Origin of the sequence: Pseudomonas sp. MWU12-2345 (assembly GCF_023242385.1) — a bacterium.
Classification (GTDB): domain Bacteria; phylum Pseudomonadota; class Gammaproteobacteria; order Pseudomonadales; family Pseudomonadaceae; genus Aquipseudomonas; species Aquipseudomonas gingeri_D.
This window is the reverse complement of the sequence record NZ_JALLJA010000001.1, coordinates 303,015-329,192: the sequence shown is the minus strand read 5'-3', so window position 1 is coordinate 329,192 and position 26,178 is coordinate 303,015. Positions and strand designations below refer to the sequence as shown.

Sequence of the window (26,178 nt, the reverse complement as noted above, 5' to 3'; positions counted from 1 at the left end):
GCAAGGCTCAAGGGCCTCATCGCTGGCAAGCCAGCTCCTACAGGGACCGTGTTCGGTTTCAGACCTTCTTATCAGGTATAGCGCCGCTTGTCCGCAGCCGGCGGGAAATACTGGTACAGCCAGGTTTCGCTCAAGGTGCGGTCACGGGTGCGAATAAACAGCCGCAGTTCCACCGGGTCGACCCGATCGTCACTCGGGTACCAGTCGAACGTCACCCGATAACCGTTGATTTCGTCCAGTTTGAGGACATCGATATCCTTCACCTGACCGCAGGACGTCGTCACCACCGGCTCGATCTCGGCCCCCAGGGACAGACGCTCCAACCCTCCGCCGGTAAAGTCCACGGCAAAGCGCCGGGCCCAGACCTCGGGATTGTGCTCACCCGGCGCCCAGCCTTCGACAAAGCCGCCCATGCCCGAACGGGTCGCGTGCACCCGTGCCAACGGCGTGCCCACCGGCGGCATCGCACTCCAATACAGCTTGTAGCCGTAATTCAGCGAAGCCCCCGCCGCCACCGGTTCCTTGGGTGTCCAGAACGCCACGATATTGTCCAGGGTCTCACCCGTGGTGGGGATTTCCAGCAAGTCGACGGAGCCCTCGCCCCAGGCCGTGGTCGGCTCGACCCACAGGCTCGGACGCCGGCTGTACCAGTCCACGGTGTCCTGGTAGCTGGCGAACTCATGGTCGGTCTGCACCAGGCCGAAGCCCTTCGGGTCCTTGTCGACGAAGGCATTGAACTGCAAGGTCGCCGGGTTGTTCAGCGGCCGGCAGATCCATTCGCCATTACCGCGCCACATGGCCAGGCGGTCAGAGTCATGGATCTGCGGGTGAAGGGTGTCGCACATCCGCCGCTCATGGGTGCCGCAACTGAACATGCTGGTCATCGGCGCGATGCCCAACTGCTCAATGGCGGTACGCGCATTGATATGGGCATCGACCGCCATCACCACCTGCTCGGCCTGGCAATCGATATCGAAGCGATAGGCACCGGTGGCACTCGGCGAATCGAGCAAGGCATAGACCACAAAGCGGGTGCTGTCCTTGTCCGGGGTTTCGAACCAGAAATGGGTGAAGTCGGGAAACTCCTCGCGCTTCTTCCCATAGGTATCGATCGCCAGCCCCCGCGCCGACAAGCCGTATTGCCCGGTCTTGTCCACAGCCCGGAAGTAGCTGGCGCCGAGGAACGAGACGATGTCGTGCTGGTCGATTTCCGGGGCCTTGAACAGCTTGAAGCCGGAGAATCCCAGGTCGCCCTTGAGGCGCGACGGGTCGATGCCGCTGCGGGCATAGTTGAACAACGCCGGGCGGAAATGCACCTCGCGGGCCTGGCGCGTCTGCGGGTCGACGCTGTACATGCGCACCGGCTGCTTGAACCCCATGCCGACATGGAAGAATTGCATGTCCAACTGGCCCTTGAGCTCGTTCCACAGCGAGTGCCGGGCATCGTACTGAATGGCGTTGAACTGCTGCGGGGTCATGTCCGCCAGGGACTGCGGCAACACCTGGCGGGTGCTGACATAGTTCTTCGCGGCGAGTTTTTTCGCGTGGACCTGCAGTGTCTCGAAGTCGAAGTGTTCTATCTCGCCATCCGCGGTGGCGGCAAGCGCCCGGGCCGCGAACAGACCGCTGGCCGACAGGCCGGTATAGGCCGCCAGGGCCATGGAAGCTTTCAGAAGATTGCGGCGGTGCATAAAAAGACCTGTACAGGAGCTGCCGGACATCCGGAACCCTTGGGCGCCGGATCAAAAGAAGCGCTCGTTCAAGACTGCGAACGAATGCGGCTACAGGTAACAGATAGCAAATCCCGGTGACGGTTCGCAACATCCTACAGAAAACTTACTGACAGCCTTTATTCAGCCAAGGTGTGGCTATATGTTTCCAGCCTCTCTGGTAGACCCGAGGCACCTTGTTAATGGCTGCCCGAGGCGCATGAAGATTTGTTCAGAATGTTTTCATGCGCTTCTTGGCACACTTGCCCACTTGTTTTGAAGGTCCGTCGAGGCAACCCATGACCCGCATCCTGACCATCGAAGATGATGCTGTAACCGCCAAGGAAATAGTGGCAGAACTGAGCAGCCACGGGCTTGAAGTCGACTGGGTCGACAATGGCCGTGAAGGCCTGGTTCGCGCCGTCAGCGGTGACTATGACCTGATTACCCTGGATCGCATGCTGCCGGAGCTCGATGGCCTGGCCATCGTCACCACACTGCGAACCATCGGGGTGGCCACGCCGATCCTGATGATCAGCGCCCTCTCCGATGTCGACGAACGCGTACGCGGCCTGCGCGCCGGCGGCGACGATTACCTGACCAAGCCCTTCGCCTCCGACGAAATGGCCGCTCGGGTCGAAGTGCTGCTGCGACGCAAGAGCCCGGCACGGGAATTCGAAACCTCGTTGCGGGTGGCCGATCTCGAGCTCAATCTGATGACCCGCGAAGCCTCCCGGGCCGATCAACTGTTAAGCTTGCTGCCCACCGAATACAAGCTGCTGGAATTCCTGATGCGCAACACCGGGCAGATCCTCTCGCGAATGATGATTTTCGAGGAAGTCTGGGGTTATCACTTCGACCCTGGCACCAACCTGATCGACGTCCATATCGGTCGCCTGCGCAAGAAAATCGACAGTCAGGGCCTGGCACCGCTGATCCGTACCGTGCGAGGCTCGGGTTATGTCATTGCCGAACCCCTCTAGAGGTTGGCGCTCCTCCACCAGCAGGCTGCTGGCGCTCTACAGCTTCCTGTTCGTGGCGTGGAGCTGCAGCCTGATGGGGGTGCTGTACTACGAAGTTTCCGGTTACCTGAGTACCCTCGCCCGCCACTCGTTGATGCAACGCCAGCACCTGTTTTCGCGCTTCCAGGGCCAACCGCTGATGGAAGCGCTGACCACCAGCATGACCTTCGACATGCGCGGGGTCGACGCCTACGGCCTGTTCAACGAGCAGAAACTGCACCTGAGCGGACCGATCCAGGAAATCCCCGCCGAGTTGCCCCTGGACGGCAGGATCCATGAGCTGGCGGACTGCATCGACTCCGACGACCCCAACCTGCCCCAGGACAGTTGCGACGCGGTGGCCACCCAGACCCACGACGGACGCTGGCTGGTGCTGGTACGCGACAACGGCTCGTTGTTCGGCGTAACCCGGATTATTCTCCACGCCCTGTTCTGGGCGGTATCACTGACCATCCTGCCCGGCGTTGCCGGCTGGCACCTGTTGCGTCGCCGACCGATCCGACGGATACGGGCGATCCAGGCCAGCGCCGAGTCGATCATCGCCGGCGACCTGGGCCATCGCCTGCCGCTGTCGAACCGCCGCGACGAGCTGGATATGCTGGCGGCGATCGTCAACGCCATGCTCGACCGGATCGAGAGGCTGATGCACGAGGTCAAGGGCGTCTGCGACAACATCGCCCATGACCTGCGCACCCCGTTGACCCGTTTGCGCGCCCAGTTGTACCGGATCCAGCAACAGACCGTCGACGGTTCGCCCGAGTCCTTGCAACTGGATGGGGTGATTGCCGAGACCGATACCTTGATGGCGCGTTTTCGCGGTTTGTTGCGCATTTCCGAGCTGGAAGACCATCAACGGCGCTCCGGTTTCCTGGTGCTGGATCCCTTGCCGTTGCTGCACGAGCTGCATGATTTCTACCTGCCGCTGGCCGAGGAAGCGGAGATCCACCTGCGCCTCGAAGTGCCCGAGACACTGCCAGCGATCACCGGCGACCGGGCCTTGTTGTTCGAAGCCCTGGCCAACCTGCTGAGTAATTCGATCAAGTTCACTCCACCGGGCGGTGAAGTGGTATTGAAGGCGAGCTTTGATGCGGGCAGTACCCGCATCGAAGTCCTCGACTCCGGCCCCGGTATCCCGGTGGCCGAGCGCGAAGCGGTGTTCCAGCGGTTCTATCGCTGCGACGAAGGCGCCCAGCACGGCGGCTTCGGCCTCGGCCTGTCGATTGTCGCCGCCATCGTCAACCTGCACGGCTTCACCCTCGACATCGACAGCAGCGAACAGGCCGGCGCGCGCTTGATCCTCAATTGCCGGGACAGCCTGATCACCGTGGACTGAAGCCAAGGGCCAAGCCTTGGGTTCAGTCCGGGAAATTGGCCTTCAAGGCCGCGAGGCCGTCGGCATAGATCCCGTGGAACAGCTCCACCGCTTCCTCTTCGCTGACGCCCGTCGGGGTGAAGATTCCCGCCCACTCGACGATCGAGGTGTGCGGATCATTGCCTTCGCGGACCTGCATCGTGGCCAGGTAGTCGGCCACCGGGAAGGGCTGCTCGATAAAGGAATAACTGTAGCGCCGGGCGCGATTGTCGAACGCTTCCAGGCGTTCGACGATCCGCACGCCGTCCGCCGTGTGCAAGCTGCGCACACGCCCGCCTTCGCTGAGGCGGCTTTGACGAATGAACGGCAGCCAGTCAGGCAGGGAGTCGAACCCACCCATCAGTTGCCAGACCTGCTCCGGTGGCGCACCGATTTCGAGGGTGACGGATGTTGCGGCCATGAATAATCTCCAGGGATAAGTGGGTAGCCGGTCCGATCCCGACGCTGGAGGCTCTGACGCCAGCGACGTTACCGGACCGTTTTTTTGTTTCAGACCAGCGGCAACGGCGCATTGCCCGCCACCAGCCCTTCATCACGCAACGCCTGCCAGAACGCCTGCGGAATCTGCTCGCGCAAGGCCGCCACATCTTCGGCGATCCGCCCTGGCCGGCTGGCGCCGGGAATCACCGCCGCCACGGCCGGGTTGGCCAGGGAGAACTGCAAGGCCGCCGCCTTGAGGCTCACCCCGAAGCGTTGCGCGATGGTCTTTATCCGTTCAACTTTAGCCATGATTTGTGACGATGCCGGTTGATATTCGAAATGCGTGCCGCCGGCCAGCACTCCTGAACTGTAAGGACCACCGACAACGATATCGACTTGCTGGGCCAGCGCCTCGGGCATCAAGCGTTGCAGGGCCCGCTCGTGATCCAGCAGGGTGTAACGCCCGGCCAGCAGGAAGCCGTCGGGCTGCGCTTCGTCCAGTTGCAGGGTCAGCTCGCACGGTTCGACCTTGTTCACCCCCAGGCCCCAAGCCTTGATCACACCCTCATCGCGCAGGCGGCTGAGCACCCGGAACGCGCCTTTGCGCGCCTGGTTGAAATACTCCAGCCATTCGTCGCCGTAGAAGTCCTGGGCAATATCGTGCACCCAGACGATGTCCAGACGGTCAGTCTTCAGGCGTTCGAGGCTGCCCTCGATGGAGCGCAGCGTAGCGTCGGCCGAGTAGTCGTTGACCATCTTGTTCGGACGGCCATGCTCGAAGACCCCGGCCTTTTCGCCCAGGTCACGGGCGGTGACGTCTTCCACTTCATCCAGCACCAGCCGGCCGACCTTGGTGCTGAGCACGTATTGATCCCGTGGGTGCTTGGCCAGGGCCACGCCCAGGCGGATTTCCGAAAGCCCCGAGCCATAGAACGGCGCCGTATCGAAGTAGCGTACGCCCTGGTCCCAGACCGCATCGACGGTGGCCATGGCCTCTTCCTCGGGAATGGCGCGGAACATGTTGCCCAGCGGGGCGGTGCCGAAACCCATGGTGCCCTGCAGTTTGTCTCTGATGCTCATCGTAATGATCCCTTGAATGGAAATGATGAGTCCGCCTCACCCACTGGGGTGACGCGGATCTCGCTGTCGGGATCAATACTAGGTTGCAGACTTTTGACCGTCCAAGACATAATTTGCGCAACTTGAGTCCCGGAAGGTCTGACATGATTGATCTACGCCAGCTGCGCTATTTCGTGGCGGTCGCCGAAGAAGAGCACGTCGGGCGTGCCGCCGAGCGCCTGCATATTTCCCAATCGCCCCTGAGCCGGCAGATCGCCCAGTTGGAGGAGCGCCTGGGCCTGACCCTGTTCGAACGCAGCCTGCAACGCATCCGCCTGACCGCCGACGGCCAGACCTTTCTCGCCGAGACCCGGGCCTTCCTGACCCATGCCAACCGGCTGGAGTCCCTCGGGCGGCGACTGGGTCGTGGTGAAGAAGGCGGCCTGTGCATCGGCTACATCGAGAACGCCATGCATTCGGGCGTGCTGCCCCAGGCCCTGCGCAGCTTGCGTGTCGAGCGGCCGGATGTGCATATCGCGCTCTACAGCCTGAATTCGGCGCAGCAACTGGAAGGCTTGCGCCAGCGCAGCCTCGATATCGCCCTGGTCAGCGAGCCGCCGGCGGCAGATGACCCGGACCTGAACAGCGCCCGCGTGCTCAACGACCCCATGCTCCTGGCCCTGCCCGAACGGCATCCGCTGGCACAACTGAGCGAGTTGAGTCCGGCGGACTTTCTGGAGCAGGAATGGATTGCCGTGCAGCATCCCCTGCGCACCGGCAAACAGGACGATTTCGTCCAGGCCTGTATCAAGGCCGGATTCAATCCCAATGTCCGGTTGCAAGCCAATGAACCGCTGACGGCGCTGGGACTGGTGGCGGCGGGACTGGGCTTGACCATGATCCAGCAGAGCCTGCGACACAACGCCCCCCAGGGCGTGGTGCTGCGGGAATTACCCTGGATGATCTACACCACGCCCTTGTGGGCGGCCTGGCATCGGATCAACCTGCGACCGCTGGTGGCGACTTTCAGGGAAGTGCTGGTGCGGGACGCGATCCAGGCCGACCTGCCGGCGGCGGACTAGATGTCCATGATCTTGGCGGCGAAGGCATTCCAGCCGGCCGGTTCCTGGATCAATGCCTGGTAGTTGTGCGAAAAGCCGCCCATCACGCCACGCCGGGTCATGAGTTCACGGACGATGGCGGTTGCCGGCCCGCTGCCACTGCCTTTCAACAGGCTCTGTTCCTGATAGGCGCGCCAGTGCAACTCCATCGCAATGACCTTGCACAGCGCCGACTCCTGGGCCAGCACGCCGGTGTTTTTAACCAGCAGACCGAGTTTGATCGGGATGCTGACGGCCAGGGATACCCCGCCGGGAATGGCCGCCAGGCTGAACCCGACGCCGCGATTGAACAACTTGTGGCTTTTCATGAGTTTCAACAGTTCAAACCACTGGCTCAGGGTTCTACTTTGTCGACAGTTCCTGGCCATTTCAGCAAAACGATACAAGTGCACGATTGAAGCCCCGGCGGAACTACCATCGCGAATCAGCGCATAAGGGTTGACCGGCAAGACCGTGCTTCCGAGTGATGCCGCCGTCCCGGTAAAAGACTGCACGTAATTACGCACTTTACGATGGTGTAACAGGTGCTTGGTCTTGGGCGAAGGCCGCGAGACACCGTTCACCGTGAAATAGGGATTATCCACCAGGGCCGAAGACGCTTGCCCCATCTTGTAGGACCCCACCAGCGGCGCCACGGTGGCCCCCGCACCATGGGGGACCAATCCGGACAATGCGAGGGCAGTGTCCATGATCAGGCTATCCACCTTGAAACTGTATTGGGAAAGTTCTTTCAAGCTCGCGGCAAAATTATCCTGCTCCACACCCATATCGGCCTACCTCTCGTGTTTAAAGATCCGGTTTTTTTAATCAACATATCAGTCCCGAATACCATTCAACGAGGTAAAAAAAGGCCAATGTATTACCTGAATTTTCCGTTTATTTAAAAACGGAAAAGACAATAAGAAAGGTCCTATATATCCTGCGCACCTTTGCAAAAACCAACTATTTCCCGAGCAGTCTGAACAAGGTCTCCAGGCTTTGGCGAAGAGGGCCGGAGTTATCCAGCAAGTTCAGCGAAGGATCGTCCGCCGCCAGCAGCGAGGCGGTGAATTCGGCATTGCGCGCCAGGCGCGCCTCGATCTGCGGCAAGCTCTCCCGCCCCCGCGCCAGCAGCCGTTCACGCAGGACCGCCTGGTCCACGGTAAGCAGGATCACCTGTAAGTCCGGATAACGCCCGCGGGCCTGGGGCAGATAGCCCCGCGAACCGTTGACCAGCACATCCAGGCCGGCGGCCAGCCAGTCGTCGACCAGGCGCGGGATGCCGTAACACAGGCCGTTGGCCTGCCAGCTCATGGCAAAGGCCCCCTGGGCCTGCATCGTCGCGAATTGCTCGGCGCTGACCGACTGCGCCGCCTCCCCCAGCGCCTCGGCCGAACGGGTGATGACCCGCCGGGCAATCCGGCAGCCACGCGCGGCCAGGGGTTCGCGGGCGGCATCGAGCAAACTGTCCTTGCCCGAGCCCGAAGGCCCGATGAGATAGATCAATCGGCCGGCCATCCACAGTCCCTCACACATTGTCGCGCGCACAGTACAACACTCGCGGCGATCATGGCACTGGCCGCAAGGCTGTTCGAAGACGGACAAGGTGCAGGGGGTCATGGCCGCTCGACAAGCCGCAACGCCCAGCCTGGGCCGGGCGAATGCAGCTGCCTCAAGCCGGGTTGCGCGCCGCCAGTCGGGAGAAGCTCGCCAGGCAAGCCACGGCGGCAAAGCCGGCACCGATATACAGCGCCAGGATCGGCCCCGAGTGGCTCGACAAACCAAAACTCAGGGCCACCAGCGCAGCGCCCGTGGACTGGCCGAGCAGGCGCGCAGTGGCGATCATTCCGCTGGCACCACTGCTGCGCTCACGGGGTGCGCTGGTCATCAGGGCCTTCTGGTTCGGCGACTGGAAGAAGCCGAAGCCCAGGCCGCAGATCACCATGCGCACGCCGATCTCCAGGGCGCTCGGATCCGCCGGCAACATCGCCAGGGACAACATGCCCAGCGACAGCACCCCCAGGCCGATACCGCCGAGCAAGCCCGGCGGGTAACGATCCGACAGGCGTCCGGCAAACGGCGCGATCAAGGCCACCACCACCGACCAGGGTGTCATCAGGTAGCCGGTCTGCACCGGATCACGGCCCAACACCGTCTCGAAGAAAAACGGCAGCGAGACAAAGGCCAGGCCCTGGGTGGCGAAGGAGCAAACGGCGGTCAAGGCCGACAGCGCAAACATCGGGCGCTTGAGCAGATCGATCGGAAACATCGGCGCCGGATGCCCGGCCTCGCGGCGCAGCATCAGGCCACCGGCACAGACACAGACCAGCAGCGCCAGGCAGATCGGCAGCGCGCCAGCAAACTGCGCGCCCTCCCCCAGCGCATAAATCAGCGAACCGAAGGTCACGACACTCAGGCCGGCCGTGCCCCAGGCAAAGCGCTGGCCGTTGGGCGGTGTATGGGGCAGCGACGGAATGGCCATGGCCAGGGCGATCAGGCCAATCGGAATATTCACCCCGAACAGCCAGGGCCAGGTGGCCACGGACAGGATCAACGAAGCCACGGTCGGCCCGGCGGCGAACGACATGCCCACCACCAGGGCATTGAGGCCCATGCCCTTGCCGAGTTTTTCCGGCGGGAACAGGCTGAAGATCAGCGCCGCGTTGACGCTCATGATCGCACTCGCCCCCACGCCCTGGAGGACCCGGGCCAGGGTCAACTCGGTCAAGGTGCTCGACATCGCACAGAGTGCCGACGACACCGTGAACAACACCAGGCCGAACAGGTAGATCTTGCGATGGCCGATCACGCCGCCGAACGAGGCGAAGGCCAGGATGGTCGCCACCGCCGACAGCTGGTAGGCGTTGATGATCCACACCGATGCAGCCGGTGTGGTGTGCAGGCTGGTGGCGATGGCCGGCAGCGCCGTATTGGCGATAGCGGTGTCCAGCGAGGCCAGGGCGATGGAGATCAGGATCGCAAACATGCCACTGACCTGACGCGATAAACGCGGCCTGAAAATTCCCGATAACCCGCTGATCGCACACCCCCGAAACCCGCTGTACAGAGCGGATCATAGCTTTTTGCCAAATACCGATGACGACGTTTTGCTGAACCACGGCTGTACGATATCGAGCGCGGGTTCAGGCGGCGTCTGCGCCCATGGTGATCCCCTACCCTCACTTGATAAACTAGGACTTTCTTGGATCACTCCCAATAAAAGGTTGGCAATGGACGTTCTGGCAAGCATGAAGGTCTTCGTCAAGGTGGTCGATCACGGCAGCTTCAGCGCCGCGGCGCAATCCATCGGGATTTCCTCGACCATGGTCGGCAACCATGTCCAGGGCCTGGAGAAACACCTGGGCACGCGCCTGCTGCATCGCACCACCCGCCGCCAGAGCCTGACCGAGATCGGCCAGGGTTATTACACCCAGTGCCTGGCCATCCTTGGGCAGATCGAACAGGCCGAATTGATTGCCCGGGAACAACGCGCCCATCCCCGCGGCCGATTGCGCGTCAGTGCGTCGCCGACCCTGGCCTCGGACCGGTTGATCCCGGCCATTGCCGCCTACCTCAAGGCCTACCCGGAAGTGGATATCGAGTTGAAGTTCAACGATCGGGTGGTGGACCTGGTGGAGGACGGTTTCGACCTGGTGTTCCGTTACGGCGAACTGCCCAGCAGCGGCCTGGTGGGACGTCTGCTGAGCAAGAACCGGCGCATTGCCTGCGCCTCGCCGGCGTATTTGAAGGCCCACGGTACACCGCGGGTGCCGGCGGATCTGGCGCAGCATAACTGCCTGGTATTCCTGCGGGCCACACCGCAACGTGACTGGTTGTTCCACGGTGTGAGCAGCGAAAGCGTCCGGGTGCAGGGACAGTTCTCGGCCAACAACGGCACGGCGTTGATGAACGCCGCGATGGAAGGCATCGGCATTGTCCTGCTACCCCATACGCTGGTGGAAGACGCCCTGAAGGACGGGCGCCTGGTACACCTGTTGCCGGATCATGAGACCCTGGATCGACCGCTGCATCTGGTCTATCTGCCGGACAAGCAGATGACGCCGAAGTTGAGCAGTTTTATCGAGTTCATGGTCAGGCGGTTTGCCTAGGACGACCTCACAAAGAAGACCTCAAGCCGAGCCCGCTCGCCACATTGTTGGCCATGCGGCACATGGAAACATCTAGTATTAATTCGCCGGACGCATCAATCCATTCTAAAAATGCACTTATCAAATCTATAGCGCTGCTCCAGTATCCCGGCCAATAAAAATCTGCACTGCGATGCAGGCCATAAAAATGCTGGAGACCTTTCACGATGCACGCCACAACACCGACCGCCAGTTCCGCCCGTGCCAAGGCGGGCGCGGTATTTCGCGTTACCTCGGGCAACTTCCTCGAACAGTTCGACTTCTTCCTGTTCGGCTTCTACGCCACCTATATCGCCGCCGCCTTCTTCCCCGCCAGCAGTGAGTTCGCCTCGCTGATGATGACCTTCGCCGTATTCGGCGCCGGCTTCCTGATGCGCCCGCTCGGCGCGGTGATCCTCGGTGCCTATATCGATGACGTCGGTCGGCGCAAAGGCCTGATCGTCACCCTGTCGATCATGGCCAGCGGCACCATCCTGATCGTGCTGGTGCCCGGCTACGAAAGCATCGGCCTGCTGGCCCCGGCCCTGGTCCTGATCGGTCGCCTGCTCCAGGGCTTCTCCGCCGGTGCCGAACTGGGCGGTGTCTCGGTCTATCTGTCGGAAATCGCCACACCGGGGCGCAAGGGTTTCTTCACCGCCTGGCAGTCCTGCAGCCAGCAGGTCGCCGTGGTGATCGCCGCTGCCCTGGGCTACGGGCTGAACCAGTGGATGTCGGCCAGCGTGGTCGCCGATTGGGGCTGGCGCATCCCGTTCCTGGTCGGTTGCATGATCGTGCCGTTTATCTTCCTGCTGCGTCGCAACCTGGCGGAAACCGAGGAATTCGCCAAGCGCAAGCACCGCCCGGGCATGCGCGAGGTGTTCAACACCCTGGCGCAGAACTGGGTCATCGTGGTTGCCGGGATGCTGATGGTCGCGCTGACCACCACCGCCTTCTACCTGATCACCGTGTATGCGCCGACCTTCGGCAAGACCGTGCTGCACCTGAGCACCGCCGACAGCCTGTTGGTGACCTTGCTGGTGGGTGTTTCAAACTTCTGCTGGCTGCCCCTGGGCGGCGCCCTCTCCGACCGTATCGGCCGTCGTCCGGTACTGCTGACCATGTCCGGCCTGACCCTGGCCACGGCCTATCCGGCGCTGTCGCTGCTGGTCCAGGCGCCGACGTTCACCAGCATGTTGCTGGTACTGCTGTGGTTCTCGTTCCTCTACGGGATGTACAACGGCGCGATGGTTGCGGCCCTGACCGAGATCATGCCGGTGGAAGTCCGGGTGGCCGGTTTCTCCCTGGCCTACAGCCTGGCAACCGCGGTGTTCGGCGGTTTCACTCCGGCGATCTCCACCGCGCTGATCCAGTACACCGGGGACAAGGCCTCGCCGGGCTACTGGATGAGCTTTGCCGCGCTCTGTGCCCTGTGCGCAACGCTGTTTCTCTATCGCAAGGCCAGGGTGCAGTTCCAGCCGGCGGTGTAAGCCTGGTGTTTTTGGGGTGACCTCAAGGGCCTCTTCGCGGGCAAGCCCTGCTCCTACAATGTCCGTGTCGAACCAGAGTCTTTTGGTCGACCGAGAACCTGTAGGAGCAGGGCTTGCCCGCGAAGGCGGCAGAACAGGCACCACAACCCCATGGGTCCTGAACCCAACCTCGCCCATTCGATACCAATAAGAGAATCCCGATGAAAGCAGTGTTTCTCAAGCTCGCCCTGCTCGGCAGCCTGGCCCTGGCCAGCCTGACGGCCCAGGCCGAGGAAATCCGTGTGATGACCTCCGGCGGCTTCACCGCCGCCTACAAGCTCCTCGGCCCGAAATTCGCCGCCGACAGCGGCAACACCCTCGATACCGTTCTCGGCCCGTCCATGGGCAAGGCCCCGGAAGCCATTCCCAACCGGCTGGAACGCGGTGAAAAGGCCGATGTAGTGATCATGGTCGGCTACGCCCTCGACGAGTTGATCAAGCAAGGCAAGGTCCTGCCCGGCTCGCGGGTCGAGCTGGCTGATTCGCGGATCGGCCTGGTGGTACGCGCAGGCAGTGCCAAACCGGCCATCGGCACCGAAGCCGAACTGAAAGACACGCTGCTCAAGGCCAAGTCCGTGGCCTACTCCGACAGTGCCAGCGGCGTGTATATCCAGGATCAGTTGTTCAAGCGCCTGGGCATCGAAACGCAGCTCAAGCCCAAGGCAACCATGGTGCCGAAGATCCCGGTGGCCTCGGTGGTGGCAACCGGTGACTTTCAACTGGGCTTCCAGCAGGTCAGCGAACTGCTGCCGGTGCCAGGGGTGACCTATGTCGGCAAGATCCCGGAATCAGTGCAGTCGGTGACACGTTTTGCCGCCGGGATCCCGGTGGGGGCCGAGCATCCGGCACAGGCCAAGGCCCTGCTTGAATACCTCGCCGCTCCGGCCGCCCAAGCCACCGTGAAGGCCACCGGGCTGGATTCCGTTCTTCATTGATCACACGCCGGTTTGCTCAGGATCCGCTGGTATGCGGCAGTTTCATCTCGACAATCAGCCGCTCCAGCTCCCGCGCCGCCGGGGTCAGCACCCGTCCCCGGCGCTTGAGCAACCCGACCTTGCGCATCACCTCCGGCTCGACCAACGGCACACTGGTGAGAATCGGATGCTCGTCGCCCACTGGCATCGCCATGGTCGGCACCGCCGCGATGCCCAATCCGGCCTCCACCAAACCGATCATGGTGGTGACGTGCCGGGTTTCACAGACCCCAGGTTTCTGCGCCTCGATCCCCACCAGCGCCTGGTCGAGCAGGAAGCGATTGCCCGAGGTCTTGTCGAGGCTGATGTAGTCCTGCTGGTACAACTCGGTCCAGGTCACGCTGGCCCGCCCGGCCAGCGGATGATCGCGGCGACAGGCCACGACATAACGCTCCTCGACCAATAACTCGAATTCGATTTCCGCCTGCAGGTTGCCGGTGAAACTCAAGCCGAAATCCGCTTCGCCACTGAGTACGGCGGCATGCACGTCATTGGCGCTGGAGTCGAGCACCTTGACCTTGATCTTCGGATATTGCCGGTGATAGTGAGCCACCACCTTGGGCATGAAGTAATAGGCCGCCGACGGCACACACGCCACCGTGACATGCCCGAGCCGGGTCGAGGCCACGTCGGTGATGCCCAGCAGTGCGAGGTCGAGATCGTCCAGCAAACGCTCCACGGTCGGCGCGAATGCCCGGCCTACCTGGGTCAGGCTGACCCGCCGGGTGGTGCGTTCGAACAGCCGGACACCGAGGGCTTCCTCGAGTTTGTCGACACGTCGGCTCAACGCCGGCTGGGAAATATTGATGGCCTGGGCCGCCTTGCGAAAACTGCCCTGTTCGACCACGGCGCGGAAGGCCTGCAAGTCGTTCAAATCGAAGTTGATGGCCACCGGGCTTACTCGTCGGAAACTGATTGATCAGTTTAACGCATGAGTCTGCCAGTTCGATGCATGAGTTAAGTTTGAATGCGCGTTATTCGTCGCAATCGAACAGGAGCCAGCTTGCCGGCGATGGCGTCTTTGAGGACGCCAAAAGCTTCGCGGGCAAGCCTCGCTCCTGCAGTTACGCGGTGTTTTCAACCCATTTGATCGGTCACGGCCGCCGCAACCTCTTATCAGAACTTGTAGGTCGTCGACAGACTGACCACATCGCCGGAAGCTTCCACCTTGCCATTCAGGGTCGAGCCACCCAGGCGATCTACGTTCTGGGTATTGATCGGAGCATCTTTCACAAACTGGTGTGAATAGGCCCCATCGACGCTCAACCCTGGTATTTCCTTGACCTCATAGCCAAAGCCCAGGGAAGTGAACCAGCGGTTGTTGTCCGGGATCCGCGGATCGCGGGTCGAATTGCGGGTCGGAGTCTCGTCGAAGGCCACACCGGCGCGCAGGGTCAGGCGATCAGTGAACCGATAGTCACCGCCCACCGAGTACATCATGGTGTCCTTGTAGTTATAGGGAATCGAGACGATAAGATTGCCATTGGACTTCAGCGTCAGATCCTGGAAAGACGACCATTGGGTCCAGGTTGCACTGACACCCAGGGTGAAACGATCATTGAACACATGCACCCAGTCCAGGCCGGCCGTGGCGGGGATATCCAGCTGGGTACTGGCGTTGGCACCGTCCGGATTGAGGCTGAGTCCGGGATAGGCCAGCCCTACCAGGGTCTCTCCGTTGGGCCCTACCGGTTGGGTGGTGTACTCCCTGCCGATCGAATCAGCGTAAATATTGTATTTGCCCTCCAGCTTGTTCTTGATCTTGGCGTGATAGTTCAGCCCGAGGGTGTCCCTATCGGTCGGTTTCCAAACCACCCCGGTAAACCAGCCGACCGAGGTGTTGTCCACCTTCACGCGCATCAGGTTCGAGCCGACGCCCGATGGGAAGGGAATGCCTCCCAGCCCCGGGGACAAGGCTGCCGCGCCAGTCAGGTTGAGGTTCTGGCTGACGAACCCATTGGTGTGTTGCACGATGACACCGCCGCCCACCGAAAAGGCATCGTTGACCTTGAACGACAGCGAGCCCGTAAGTCCTATGGTCTCGATCTTGGTATCCACGGCAAAGTCACGGCCTTTCCAGTCTTCATCCCAGGTACTGCGCATCCCCTGGGGAACCACCTGGCTGAGGCCAAAAGCAAAACGATCATTGATCGGTATGACCAGGAACCCGGTTGGAACCCAGGCCGTAAAACCGCCTTGGCCACCATTGCCGGTCAGCGGGATCGGATCGCCAAGAGAACCATCGGGATTGACTGGCGTTGTCGACGCGGGATTGCCTTGATAATCGGTAGCGGTACCCGTGTACTTCAATTTGATACGGGCATAGTCGACCGTGAGTTGCGCGACATTCTGATCAATGAAGGCCATGGCCGCCGGGTTGTTGTAGGCAGCGCTGGGATCATTCTTGAACAGTGAACCACCACCGAAGGCACGCCCCCAGCCAGGTGCACCGTAGGTCGGTGTCGAAAACCCACCGGCCTGGACAGACCCAGCTGTGACCAGCCCCCCCAAAACTGCCAGTGCGACAGCGACGTGCAATTGTTGTTTCTTATTATTCATTCCCCGCTCCTTATTATTATCAACCGCAACAAATCATTCCGGCTCACCAGCACTCGACAGACGCCTCCGAAGAGGCGCCGGTCTTATCAACGAGTGATCAGCACGTTGTTCTCAACCCAACCTCAAGGGTTGGTAATGACGAAGGTCGGACTCGGTGAGACGCTGAGCTGAGTGATTTTGCAGGTGCCGACGGATTGTGGGCTGCTCGAAAGAGTCAGCGCGCCGCCACCGTAGTTGGTAAGAATGTTGGCGGTGCCGCAATTGGAAAGAATCTTGAAGCTGACCCCCGAGACTGTTGCCGTGGTGGTGGAGGTCGGTGTCAGAGTCCAGGGCAGGTTTTGCATCACCGGAATACCACACAGAAAGTTGCTGCCACTGACGGAGGCATTGGTGATCGAGGCGGTTTTACTGTCAGATGCGACCGTACCGCTGAAAGTGATGTTACATTGAACCGGAATATTTCCCGAGGCCGGCGAACTCACTGTAATGGTACCTGGCGCACTAAATGAACTTCCAGCAGCAGGGCTGGTGATGGTTGCCGCGTTAACCATGGATGCCGCGCCTAAGCAGACAGCCATTGCCGTGAACGAGACGAGCGTCTTGATGCCTTTCATTGTTGTTATTCCTCACATGGTATGGCGATTCATTTCGCCGGGGGTAATGGCCTTTACGGACAACACGGAGTACCACGACAGCAACAGCGACCGAGCTTCCTTTTCCAGCCAAACTTTCAAAATCCGCTGTATAACTTTTTAACAGCCGTCCAATAACGGGTTATTCCATTCAGGGCACAACCCGAAAGTTCGGCGGCATCTGGATCGATACCGTCTTGATGGTGCAGCCGCCGTCCAATGCCACATCCGCCGCCTGGAGTTTTCCGCTGCTGTTGTTCCAGGTGCCGGTTGCCGTGGTCGGCCCGCAATCACCACCGACAAAGGGGGCGTGCACCGTGACCTGGATACCGGACATCGAGCCGCTGCCCTCGTCCCTGGCCACCAGCTTCCAGGGCAAGTGCGTGGCCTCGACCTGGCCGCACTTCAGGCCACCGTCGAAACCGACCTTCTCGACACTGGCATAACTGCCGTCGGCGCTGATCCGGCCGCTGACTTCAATGGTGCAGTCGGCATTGATGATGCTCTTGGCAAAACTGATCGGGCCCTTGGCGCTGAACTCGCTATTGGCCGGTTCCATCCGCGCGGCGGCAAACGCCGGGGCCACGGCCGAAAAACCCAGCAGTACCGCAAGTACCCGAAAAGCTAATAGAATTGAGTGCATGGCTGACGTCCTTCCTGGTCTTTATTGTTGTTTTATGGAGCAACTTCATCTTCCATCCGGGGCCCCTTCGCCAATCTTGGCGTGAGTCTTCCCGCCATGCGCACTTTGAAAAATGGGCATGTTATTCAATGGTTCTATTCAATCCGTGTGACGAGTGCCGTAGCGCTTTAATAACTCCAAGCGTCGGGAGGGTTGCAAGTTGGCCAGCCGCACATTGCCCTGATAGTGCGCCAACACCCGGTGATCCATCAGCCGCCGCCAGAGAAACGGTACATAGGCCCAGACAATCATACTTGCGTAACCGTATGGCAGTTGCGGCGACTCATCGAAGTGACGCAAGGCCTGATAACTGCGTGTCGGGTAAGCATGGTGATCGGAATGCCGCTGAAGTTGAAAGAGAAAGATGTTGGTGACAATCCGATTACTGTTCCAGGAGTGCCGTGGCGAACAGCGCTCATAACGGCCATTGGGTAACTTCTGGCGCAACAGGCCGTAGTGTTCGACATAGTTCACCACTTCCAGCAACGAGAATCCGTAGATCCCCTGGATCAGCAGGAAGGGAATTACCGCGCTGCCCAGCCAGAGGATCAAGCCGCCCCACATCACCACGCTGAACATCCAGGCGCCGAGCACGGTGTTTTTCCAGTGCAGGGCCGGCAGCCCGAGCTTGCCCAGCCGATCACGCTCCAGGTGCCAGGCCGAACGCAGGCTGTGGTAGACCGAGCGCGGCAGGAAGCGCCAGAAACTTTCTCCCAGTCGGGAGCTGGCCGGGTCTTCCGGGGTGGCAACCCGCACGTGATGACCACGGTTGTGCTCGACGAAGAAGTGGCCATAGAAGGTCGGCGCCAGGGACAACTTCGCCAGGAACTGCTCCAGTGGCCGGGTCTTGTGTCCCAGCTCATGGGCAATGTTGATGGCGATCCCGGTGGCGGCCCCGGTGGACATTGCCATACCCAGGTAGGTGAAGGCACTGACGCTGCCGTGCACCTGGGCACGCTCGGTGATATAGCCCATCAGGCTCGCCAGACCACCGTGCAACGACCACGCCTCGCCGAGCCGCAGCAGACCACCGCCGATCAACCAATCGATGCCGCCCGCCGCCAGCCAGGCGGTGCTGATCATCGACAGGGTGACCAGGGCCACGCAGGTGTAGATGATCCAGCGGTAGTAGGTCTGTTTCTCAAGATCCGGAACCATGGTTTCCGGTGGATTGTTGCGGTCTTCGCCAAACAGGCCGTCGATCATCGGGATCAGCCCGAAGATCACCAGCACCCCGCTCCACCACAAGGACTGGATGCCGGTGGCAAGGGCGAACAGGCCGGACAAGAGTGGCGTGGCCATTGGCAAAGCACCAAGCCACCACAGATGCCGCTTGCCGTCGGTCCAGATCCCGGGTGCCGCCAGGGAAGCGCTCATGGCAGCCTCCGCAGGGTCACAACAGCACACGGCCGCGCATCCGACTGATGGGCAGGCAGGAAGAAAGCAAATGCGTCAGAAAGCGTTATTTTCATTATTTTAATCGCTCAATTGCACTTTTAAAAAAAACATTCAAAACATTTTTTTAAATATTTAGCCCGATTTCGTTAGCTCGTCAACTATTTTTTTATCGAATGTTGAATGTCGTCACGTCGCGCTGGATCAACCTGCCAGCCGCTCGCTCAGGAAGCCCCCAGCACCGGGGTTGCCTGATCCACGGCGAGCCCGGCTTGCGGTTTTGCCCGCAGGGCGATGCTACGGACCAGCTCGACCACCGGCGCCACGGCGGTGACCGGCAACATATGTCCGGCCCCTTCGACAATCTCCAGGGACAGGCCTGGCAGCTTGCCGAGCATCGATTCGCCGTGCTTGCGGTAATTCAGTACGCGGTCCTTGGAGCCATAGATCAGGCCCACCGGCAGCTTGAGGGAGGGATAGCGCCTGACCATATCCGGGAGGTCGTTGTTCACCGTGGCGATCTCACTGGAGGCGCAATAGAAGTTATCGCTGCGCATGCCCAGCAACCCGCCGCCGCGCTCGGCAAAGTCATCGGGCGGCGGCTCGGGAGCGAACACTGCCCTGATCAGGGCCTTGCGCCCGAGCATCCCGATGGGTGTGGCCAGGACCCGCGCAAACCAGCGGCGCAAGAATGCCGGCCTCACCCCCAATGACAGAAACACCGGAGGCAGGAGGGGTTGGGGATGGGTCAAGGGGGCTACCAGCACCAGGCCGCTAACCGACTGCGGATGATCCAGCGCCAGGGACAGCGCCAGGGCGCCACCGAGGGAATGTCCGAGTACCAGTGGGCGATCGAGGTCCAATTTGCCGATGAATTCGGCGATCAGCCTGGCCTGCGCCGGGATATCAACCTCGGCACCCGGGTGACGGGAAGAATAGCCGGAGCCGGGACGGTCCAGGGTAATCACCCGGAACTCTTCGCGCAGACGCGGCGACAAGGTATAGGTGAGGTTGCGTCCACAGCCGGACAGTCCATGGATCATCACCAGGGCCGGGCCGCTGCCCTCATCCACATAATGAATCCATTCGCCGCCCACCTCGATAAAACGCCCCTCGGCGGGCACCGCGGCTTCGATGCTCCGGTTGATCCGTGAGCTGATGACCCATAGCGCGGCATTTGCCGCCGCAAAAAGTGCAACCCCAACGCCCCATCCCATTGCTCGCCCCTTGCATCCCTGCCCAAGGCGCGGCGCCGGGATTGGCTGCCACCTCGAGAATCGCCTACACCTGATAAACAAGCCCATCGGTCGGATGAGTCGCCAGGGTTCGGCAGAACACTAGCGTAGGCGATATTTTCAGGTAAGTTATTTAAATTATTTTTTAAAACATTTAATTTAAATATGCAATGCTGAGGACTCATCCAGCGCCGCCAATCATCGGCAGGCGTTGCCACAATCGAGGTACACACCATGAATGCGTACTCGTCACCCCCGCCAGATGGCGAAGCCGTTGATATTGCGATCATCGGCGCCGGTTTTGCCGGATTGTGCATGGCCATTCGCTTGAAACAGGCCGGCATCAGCGACTTCTTCGTCGCCGAACGGGCCGACAGCCTGGGCGGCACCTGGCGCGACAACCACTACCCGGGCTGCGCCTGTGATGTGCAGTCGCATGTCTACTCCTTCTCTTTCGCGCCCAATCCGCACTGGAGCCGGCAATTTGCACCCCAGGCGGAAATCCGTGCCTATCTTGAGCGTTGCGCGAAGGATTTCGGTGTCACTCCCCACCTGCATTTCGACATGGCCCTGAGCCGCGCAGTGTTCGACGAAAGCCGACAGCGCTGGGCCCTGAGCTTTGCCAACGGACGCCAGCTGTCGGCACGGGTGCTGATTTCCGGCATGGGTGGGCTCTCGCGTCCCGCGCTGCCGGATATTCCGGGGCTGGCGGACTTCCAGGGCAAAAGCTTCCATTCCCAGCACTGGGATCATGCTTATGCACTGGAAGGCAAACGGGTCGCGGTGATCGGCACCGGGGCCAGTGCCATCCAGTTCGTGCCGCGGATCGCCCCGAGGGTGGCGCACCTGAGCCTGTTCCAGCGCACGCCACCCTGGATCCTGCCCAAGCCGGATCGAGAATTGTCGACGGCCGAACGCTGGTTGTTCCGACACCTGCCCTTTACCCAACGGCTGGCCCGCTCGGCCATTTACTGGGCCCTGGAAAGCCGGGTGATTGCCTTCGCCCGCTATCCGAAGCTGATGAAGCTGGTACAGAAAATTGCCGTACGCCACCTGCACCGCCAGGTGGCCGCGCCGACATTGCGCAAGACCCTGACGCCCGACTACACCATCGGTTGCAAGCGCATCCTGATTTCCAACGACTACTATCCGGCGCTGGCGCGCAGCCACGTGAAAGTGGTCAGCCAGGCCGTCACGCGGGTCGAGGCCGATGCCGTGGTCACCGCCGACGGTGTCCGCCACCCCGTCGACTGCCTGATCTTCGGTACCGGCTTCCAGGCCACCGAACCCCTGCCCCGGGGCCTGATCATCGGACGCAACGGCCTCGATGTGCTCGATGCCTGGGCCGACGGCGCCCATGCCTACCTGGGTAGCTGCCTGCCGGGCTACCCGAACTTCTTCATGATCATCGGCCCGAACACCGGGTTGGGGCACAACTCGATGATCCTGATGATCGAGGCCCAGGTCACCTATATCCTTCAGGCCCTTGCGCAAATGCGCAGCCAGTGGATCGAGACTCTGGAGATCAGGCCCGAAGTGGAAAGTCGCTACAACGAGCGGCTTCAGCAGCAGCTCCAACGCGCGATCTGGTCAACCGGCGGCTGTCGCAGTTGGTACCTGGACCCGCGCACCGGCAAGAACACCACCCTCTGGCCCGGCTCGACCTGGCGTTTCCGTCAGGTCACGCGTCATTTCCAGCTCGGCGATTACAAGGTTTCTGCCCGGATATCCCCAAGCCCGGAACCGGCTCCCGTTCAAGCCCGATCCCCCGGAGGCCACCCATGAAGACCTTCGACGGTAAAGTCGCCGCCATTACCGGGGCCGGTGCCGGCATGGGCCGCGCCCTGGCCATTGCCCTGGCCCGCGAAGGTTGCCACCTGGCCCTGGCGGACAAGAATCCCCAGGGCCTGGCACAGACCCTGGAACTGGCCCGGGCCGCCGCGCTACTACCGCTGCGCATCACCACCCGGGTCCTCGATGTCGCCGAACGCCAGGCTCTGTTCGACTGGGCGGCCGCCACGGCGGCCGAGCATGGCGGCGTCAACCTGGTGTTCAATAATGCCGGGGTGGCCCTGTCGAGTACCATCGAAGGCATGAGCCAGGAAGACCTCGACTGGATCATCGGGATCAACTTCTGGGGCGTGGTCCATGGCACCCAGGCCTTCCTGCCTTACCTCAGGCAGACCGGCCACGGCCATATCATCAACACCTCCAGCGTGTTCGGCTTGTTCGCCCAACCGGGGATGAGCGCCTACAACGCCAGCAAGTTCGCCGTGCGCGGCTTTACCGAGTCCTTGCGCCAGGAACTCGACCTGATGGACATCGGTGTCTCGGCCACCTGCGTGCACCCTGGCGGCATCAAGACCGATATCGCCCGTTCCAGCCGGATCAGTGACAACGTCAAGGGCCTGCTGATCGACAACGAGGAACAGGCCCGGGCTGATTTCGAGAAACTCTTTATCACCGATGCCGACCAGGCGGCCCGGACGATCCTGCACGGCGTGCGAAGAAACCGTCGACGGGTGCTGATCGGCCGCGACGCCCATGCCCTGGACCTGCTGGTGCGCCTGCTGCCCAGCGCCTATCAGGCCCTGGTGGTGTTCGTCACCCGACGCATGTCGCCCTCGGGCAAACGCAAGACCCGGCCCGACGCCAGTGACGCCGGCGGTCTCAATTGAAAGGAGTGCCAGCCATGCTGCCTGTACGCCGTGATGTCCGTGTCGACCTGCCCGCCGAGCGTGCCAAGGACTGGCATGCCCAGGGCCCGTGGGTCACGCATTTCTTCAATGCCCTGTCCTTGCTGTTTCCCTCCGGCGAACTGTTCTTCATGGACAGCGTGCGCCATTACCGGGATCGGGTGCACGACCCCGAGCTCAAGCGCCAGATCCAGGGTTTCATCGGCCAGGAAGCCATGCACAGCCGCGAGCACTTGCGCTACAACGACATGCTGCAAGCCGCCGGCCTGCCGGCGCACAAGCTCGATCGACGGTTGCGGATAATCCTCGACTTCCAGAAAAAGCACTTCCCGCCCGCCTTCAACCTGGGCATCACCATTGCCCTGGAGCATTACACCGCAATGCTCGCTGATCTGATGTTGCGCGACCCGAGCCGCTTCGGCGACTCGGTCGAGGGTTATCGGCAGATGTGGATGTGGCATGCGCTGGAGGAGACCGAGCACAAGTCAGTGGCCTTCGATGTGTGGAATGCCGCGCTCAAGCCGGGACCGGGGCGCTACCTGATCCGTGTCGGCAGTATGCTCAGCACCACGCTGATGTTCTGGCTGGTGGTGTTCGACTTTCATGTGCGCCTGCTGATCGCCGACCGCAAGGCCGGTCATCCGCTCAAAGGTTGCTGGTCCATGCTCAAGTACCTGTTCGGCCGCCACGGTGTGTTCCCGCGTATCGCCCTGCCCTGGCTGGATTACTTCAAGCCCGGCTTCCATCCCTGGGACCATGACAACCGCGAGCATCTGCAACGCATCGATGCCCTGGTCGAGGCGATGGATAAGCAGCGCCCCTGATAGCCTGTCAGTCAGGCTCCACAGGCTGGACCTGACTGGCGGTATCGATACTCACCACCACCGACAGCCCCGGGCGCAGCCGGTCGATCTCCTCCTGCCCCGGGTCGACGATGATCCGTACCGGCACCCGCTGGGCGATCTTGACGAAGTTGCCGGTGGCGTTATCGGCCTGCAGCAGGCTGAACTCCGAGCCGGTCGCCGGGGCAATACGCTGTACCCGGCCAGAGAAACGACGATGGTTGAGGGCATCGACGGTAAAACTCGCCGCCTGCCCCACCCGCACATCCGCCATCTGGGTTTCCTTCATATTGGCGATCACCCAGTGCCGATCCGGCACCAGGGCCATCAACTGCGCGCCGGAGTTCACATACGCCCCCAGGCGCACGCCGATCTGCCCCAGTTGGCCGTCCCGGGGAGCGGTGATCCGGGTATTCGACAAATCGATCCGCGCCAGCTCCACCGCGGCCTCGGCGTTGGTCACCGCCGCCTCCAGTGAACCGCGATTGACCAACACGGTTTGCAGGTCCTGGCGGGAAATATCCAGCGCCGCCTTCGCCTGGGTCACCGCCGCGTCCGTCTGGGCATGGTCGGCACGGGTCACGTCGAGTTCACGCCGGGACACCGAGCCATCGGCGATCAGCGCTTCGTTGCGCTTGAGGTCGGCGCTGCTCTTGAGCACCTGGGCCCGGCTGTTGTCGAGGGCCGCCTGGCGCTGGGCAATGGTTGCCTCGGCGCTACGGCGCTGCTGCAGGTTGTTGGCCAGGGCGGCCTTCTGCACGTCCAGTTGGGCCAGGGCCTGGTCCAGTCGCTGCTTATAGATACGGTCGTCGAGGCGCACCAGCAGGTCGCCGGCCTTGACGAACTGGAAGTCCTGCACCGGCACTTCGTACACATAGCCGCTGAGCTGCGGACCGATCAACGTCACCTGTCCGCGCACCAGGGCATTCTCGGTGCTTTCGATAGCGCTGCCGAACGGCGGCAGCTGCCAGGCATACAACACGATCAGCACACCGGTGAGGGCAATCGCGGCAAAGCCCAGGGACGAGACGATCCGCACCCCCAGGGACCTTGGTTCGGTGGACGAAGCGCCGGCCGGGGTGACCCCTTCGGGGGTGGCGGCAATGGCATTGGTCGTGGTCGCAGGTTCGCTCATCGTGAAGGGGCACCGCTGGTGAGAGTGGGAGACGGGGCGTTGCGGGCAATCTTCCTGTTCATGCTGAGCAACCACAGGCTGCGGGCGAAGATCCACAGCATGGTCAGGACCGCGATCACCGCAATCAGCATGAACACATCGTTATAGGCCAGGATATTCGCTTCGCGGGTCGCCGACGCGGCCAGCGCCTGCATGCCCTGGGTGGTGCGCGCCGACGGGTCGAAAATCACCCCGGCATAGGCCGCGCTGCTGCTTTGCAGGCGTGCGGCGACCTGCGGATCGATCAGGGTCAGGTGTTCGACGATGCTGCTGGAGTGGAATTTCTCCCTCGCCACCTGGAAGGTCCCCAGCAACGCGGAGCCGATCAAGCCGCCGAGATTGTTGCAGATCCCGAACAACACCGAAAAGCTCACCAGGTTGCGCGGGTTGGTCACCACGTTGCGGGTGCCCAGGGCCATGGTCGGGCCGAGGAAAAAGGTCCCGCCGAAGGCCAGCAGGAACTGACTGGCGTACATATTGGCCGGACGCGTCAGGTTGTTGGAAAAGCTGTCCATTGACGAGCCGACCGCCATCAGCGCCAGGGAAATGATCAGCGGCTTGAGCAGATGGTCAGGGTGAATGGTCAGGGCACTGGCCGCCAATCCGGCGATGCTGCCCAGCAGCATCACCCCATAGAGGCTGCGCATCTGTTCGCTGCCCATGTTCAAGGCCTGGAGAAAGCCCACCGCGCCGGTGGACTGCTCCGAGAGCACCATGCGGATCAGGATCACCGCCAGCCCCAGGCGGATCATCGCCCCGCTGCCCAGCCAGCGGGTCATCAGCATCGGGTTGCTGCGGTTGTGTTCAATTGCCAGCCCGGCGAGGATCAGCACGATCGAGGCCGCCGAGGCGATGCCGATCCAGGGTGCTTCCAGCCACCAATCGATCCGCCCCAGGGACAGCACCGCGCAGAGCAGCGCCACGCCGGTAGCGAGGATGGCAAAGGTCAGGAAATCGAGTTTTTCAAAGGTCTTGAAGCGATCGCCCGGCGGCAGCTTGAGCAGGAACACGCAGCCCAAGGCCGCCAGGGCCAGTCCCAACTCGAACAGATACAGCCCACGCCACTCGGCGATCTGCAGCAGGTCCTCGGAAAACAGCCGGGCCAGGGGCAGCGCCAACTGCGAGGTGCCCAGCCCCAGCACCAGGGCCTTGAGCCGCCATTTCGCCGGAAAAGCCTGGATCATGTAATACAGGCCCAGGGAACTCAGGGCCGCGCCGACCATGCCGTGGGCCGCACGCACGGCAATCGCCGAACTCAGGTCATTGACGAACAGATGGCCGAAGGTCACCAGCGCATAGAGCACCAGGAACACCTCGGTGAAGGCTCGCAAGCCGAATTGCTGGCGAAATTTCACCAGCAACAGGTTCATCGAGACATTGGTCATGACATAGGCCGCCGGCAACCAGGCGATCTCCGCCGTGGTCGAGCCCAGGGCGCCTTGCAGGTACGGCAAATTGGCGATCACCAGCGAATTGCCGAGGCCGCCGGTCAAGGCCACCAGCAGTCCGACCATGGCATAGGCCCAGCGCCTGGGCGTGGAATGCAACGGCGTCGACGGCGATCCGGGCAGGCTGGGGCGCTCGTGGGGCTGCCAGTCGTGCGGCGCGTATTGGTTCATCGGGGCCTTGCTCCAAACACCGGAAGGCGACTCTT

General features: G+C 61.9%; 23 protein-coding genes. 9 read left to right on the top strand and 14 right to left on the bottom strand.

The window, feature by feature from the left end; genetic code table 11:
- Nucleotides 1-71: 71 nt before the first annotated feature.
- A complete protein-coding gene (locus M5C71_RS01475; RefSeq protein ID WP_248767061.1) occupies nt 72-1,691 on the bottom strand; it encodes a glucan biosynthesis protein D in 1,620 nt (539 codons plus the stop codon).
- A gap of 317 nt (nt 1,692-2,008) precedes the next feature.
- Between M5C71_RS01475 and M5C71_RS01470 the strand changes: the two genes are divergently transcribed.
- Both M5C71_RS01470 and M5C71_RS01465 read left to right on the top strand, forming a co-directional pair.
- Nucleotides 2,009-2,692 (top strand): response regulator transcription factor, encoded by a 684-nt coding sequence (locus M5C71_RS01470; RefSeq protein ID WP_100943330.1) that lies wholly within the window; start codon nt 2,009-2,011, stop codon nt 2,690-2,692.
- Complete coding sequence (locus M5C71_RS01465) at nt 2,670-4,064, top strand: HAMP domain-containing sensor histidine kinase (protein ID WP_248767060.1); 1,395 nt, start codon at nt 2,670-2,672, stop codon at nt 4,062-4,064. Before M5C71_RS01470 ends, M5C71_RS01465 begins: the two co-directional genes overlap by 23 nt.
- A gap of 22 nt (nt 4,065-4,086) precedes the next feature.
- Here the strand turns inward: M5C71_RS01465 and M5C71_RS01460 are convergent, their stop codons facing one another.
- Nucleotides 4,087-4,503 carry an SRPBCC family protein gene (locus M5C71_RS01460; RefSeq protein WP_103495155.1) on the bottom strand — a complete coding sequence of 139 codons (417 nt, stop codon included), beginning with the start codon at nt 4,501-4,503 and terminating at the stop codon, nt 4,087-4,089.
- Between the two features lie 89 nt (nt 4,504-4,592).
- Nucleotides 4,593-5,603 (bottom strand): aldo/keto reductase, encoded by a 1,011-nt coding sequence (locus M5C71_RS01455; RefSeq protein ID WP_248767059.1) that lies wholly within the window; start codon nt 5,601-5,603, stop codon nt 4,593-4,595.
- A 143-nt stretch (nt 5,604-5,746) separates the two neighbouring features.
- Here M5C71_RS01455 and M5C71_RS01450 point away from each other — a divergent pair, with 143 nt between their 5' ends.
- The gene (locus M5C71_RS01450) at nt 5,747-6,664 is read left to right on the top strand and encodes a LysR substrate-binding domain-containing protein (RefSeq protein ID WP_248767058.1); all 918 of its coding nucleotides are present in this window, start codon (nt 5,747-5,749) and stop codon (nt 6,662-6,664) included.
- Here the strand turns inward: M5C71_RS01450 and M5C71_RS01445 are convergent.
- From M5C71_RS01445 to M5C71_RS01435, 3 genes are all read right to left on the bottom strand, one after another.
- The gene (locus M5C71_RS01445; RefSeq protein WP_247263125.1) at nt 6,661-7,392 is read right to left on the bottom strand and encodes a hypothetical protein; all 732 of its coding nucleotides are present in this window, start codon (nt 7,390-7,392) and stop codon (nt 6,661-6,663) included. The two genes, M5C71_RS01450 and M5C71_RS01445, sit on opposite strands and share 4 nt — an antisense overlap.
- 253 nt (nt 7,393-7,645) lie before the next feature.
- Entirely contained in the window at nt 7,646-8,200 is a 555-nt protein-coding gene (phnN, locus tag M5C71_RS01440; RefSeq protein WP_103495151.1) for a phosphonate metabolism protein/1,5-bisphosphokinase (PRPP-forming) PhnN, read from the bottom strand.
- Nucleotides 8,201-8,354: 154 nt separating this feature from the next.
- The gene (locus M5C71_RS01435) at nt 8,355-9,668 is read right to left on the bottom strand and encodes an MFS transporter (protein WP_248767057.1); all 1,314 of its coding nucleotides are present in this window, start codon (nt 9,666-9,668) and stop codon (nt 8,355-8,357) included.
- A gap of 244 nt (nt 9,669-9,912) precedes the next feature.
- Between M5C71_RS01435 and M5C71_RS01430 the strand changes: the two genes are divergently transcribed.
- From M5C71_RS01430 to M5C71_RS01420, 3 genes are all read left to right on the top strand, one after another.
- A complete protein-coding gene (locus M5C71_RS01430; RefSeq protein WP_248745931.1) occupies nt 9,913-10,791 on the top strand; it encodes a LysR family transcriptional regulator in 879 nt (292 codons plus the stop codon).
- A gap of 206 nt (nt 10,792-10,997) precedes the next feature.
- A complete protein-coding gene (locus M5C71_RS01425) occupies nt 10,998-12,296 on the top strand; it encodes an MFS transporter (protein ID WP_103495148.1) in 1,299 nt (432 codons plus the stop codon).
- Nucleotides 12,297-12,496: 200 nt separating this feature from the next.
- On the top strand, nt 12,497-13,270 hold the full coding sequence (locus M5C71_RS01420) for a substrate-binding domain-containing protein (protein WP_152739726.1): 774 nt from the start codon (nt 12,497-12,499) through the stop codon (nt 13,268-13,270).
- A 16-nt stretch (nt 13,271-13,286) separates the two neighbouring features.
- Here the strand turns inward: M5C71_RS01420 and M5C71_RS01415 are convergent, their stop codons facing one another.
- From M5C71_RS01415 to M5C71_RS01390, 6 genes are all read right to left on the bottom strand, one after another.
- Nucleotides 13,287-14,201: a LysR family transcriptional regulator gene (locus M5C71_RS01415; protein ID WP_103495146.1), complete on the bottom strand. Its 915-nt coding sequence runs from the start codon at nt 14,199-14,201 to the stop codon at nt 13,287-13,289.
- Between the two features lie 224 nt (nt 14,202-14,425).
- Nucleotides 14,426-15,868 (bottom strand): outer membrane protein transport protein, encoded by a 1,443-nt coding sequence (locus M5C71_RS01410; RefSeq protein WP_103495145.1) that lies wholly within the window; start codon nt 15,866-15,868, stop codon nt 14,426-14,428.
- 122 nt (nt 15,869-15,990) lie between these two features.
- Entirely contained in the window at nt 15,991-16,482 is a 492-nt protein-coding gene (gene praB / locus M5C71_RS01405) for an alkane oxidation protein activator PraB (RefSeq protein WP_103495144.1), read from the bottom strand.
- Between the two features lie 169 nt (nt 16,483-16,651).
- Nucleotides 16,652-17,143 carry an alkane oxidation protein activator PraA gene (gene praA / locus M5C71_RS01400; RefSeq protein WP_103495143.1) on the bottom strand — a complete coding sequence of 164 codons (492 nt, stop codon included), beginning with the start codon at nt 17,141-17,143 and terminating at the stop codon, nt 16,652-16,654.
- Nucleotides 17,144-17,281: 138 nt separating this feature from the next.
- Nucleotides 17,282-18,559: an alkane 1-monooxygenase gene (locus tag M5C71_RS01395; RefSeq protein ID WP_248767056.1), complete on the bottom strand. Its 1,278-nt coding sequence runs from the start codon at nt 18,557-18,559 to the stop codon at nt 17,282-17,284.
- A gap of 242 nt (nt 18,560-18,801) precedes the next feature.
- Nucleotides 18,802-19,794, bottom strand: a complete 993-nt coding sequence (locus M5C71_RS01390) for an alpha/beta hydrolase (RefSeq protein ID WP_248767055.1) — start codon at nt 19,792-19,794, stop codon at nt 18,802-18,804.
- 252 nt (nt 19,795-20,046) lie between these two features.
- Between M5C71_RS01390 and M5C71_RS01385 the strand changes: the two genes are divergently transcribed.
- Genes M5C71_RS01385 through M5C71_RS01375 form a run of 3 tightly spaced genes read left to right on the top strand, consistent with a single transcriptional unit; the run spans nt 20,047 to nt 23,332 of the window.
- Nucleotides 20,047-21,597 (top strand): NAD(P)/FAD-dependent oxidoreductase, encoded by a 1,551-nt coding sequence (locus tag M5C71_RS01385; RefSeq protein WP_248767054.1) that lies wholly within the window; start codon nt 20,047-20,049, stop codon nt 21,595-21,597.
- Nucleotides 21,594-22,490: an SDR family NAD(P)-dependent oxidoreductase gene (locus M5C71_RS01380; protein ID WP_152739720.1), complete on the top strand. Its 897-nt coding sequence runs from the start codon at nt 21,594-21,596 to the stop codon at nt 22,488-22,490. The genes M5C71_RS01385 and M5C71_RS01380 overlap by 4 nt, the downstream gene beginning before the upstream one ends.
- A 14-nt stretch (nt 22,491-22,504) precedes the next feature.
- Nucleotides 22,505-23,332 carry a metal-dependent hydrolase gene (locus tag M5C71_RS01375; protein ID WP_152739719.1) on the top strand — a complete coding sequence of 276 codons (828 nt, stop codon included), beginning with the start codon at nt 22,505-22,507 and terminating at the stop codon, nt 23,330-23,332.
- Nucleotides 23,333-23,339: 7 nt separating this feature from the next.
- Here M5C71_RS01375 and M5C71_RS01370 read toward each other — a convergent pair whose 3' ends face one another.
- Both M5C71_RS01370 and M5C71_RS01365 read right to left on the bottom strand, forming a co-directional pair.
- Nucleotides 23,340-24,485 carry an HlyD family secretion protein gene (locus M5C71_RS01370; RefSeq protein ID WP_248767053.1) on the bottom strand — a complete coding sequence of 382 codons (1,146 nt, stop codon included), beginning with the start codon at nt 24,483-24,485 and terminating at the stop codon, nt 23,340-23,342.
- Entirely contained in the window at nt 24,482-26,143 is a 1,662-nt protein-coding gene (locus tag M5C71_RS01365) for an MFS transporter (protein ID WP_103495136.1), read from the bottom strand. The genes M5C71_RS01370 and M5C71_RS01365 overlap by 4 nt, the downstream gene beginning before the upstream one ends.
- Between the last annotated feature and the right edge of the window lie 35 nt (nt 26,144-26,178).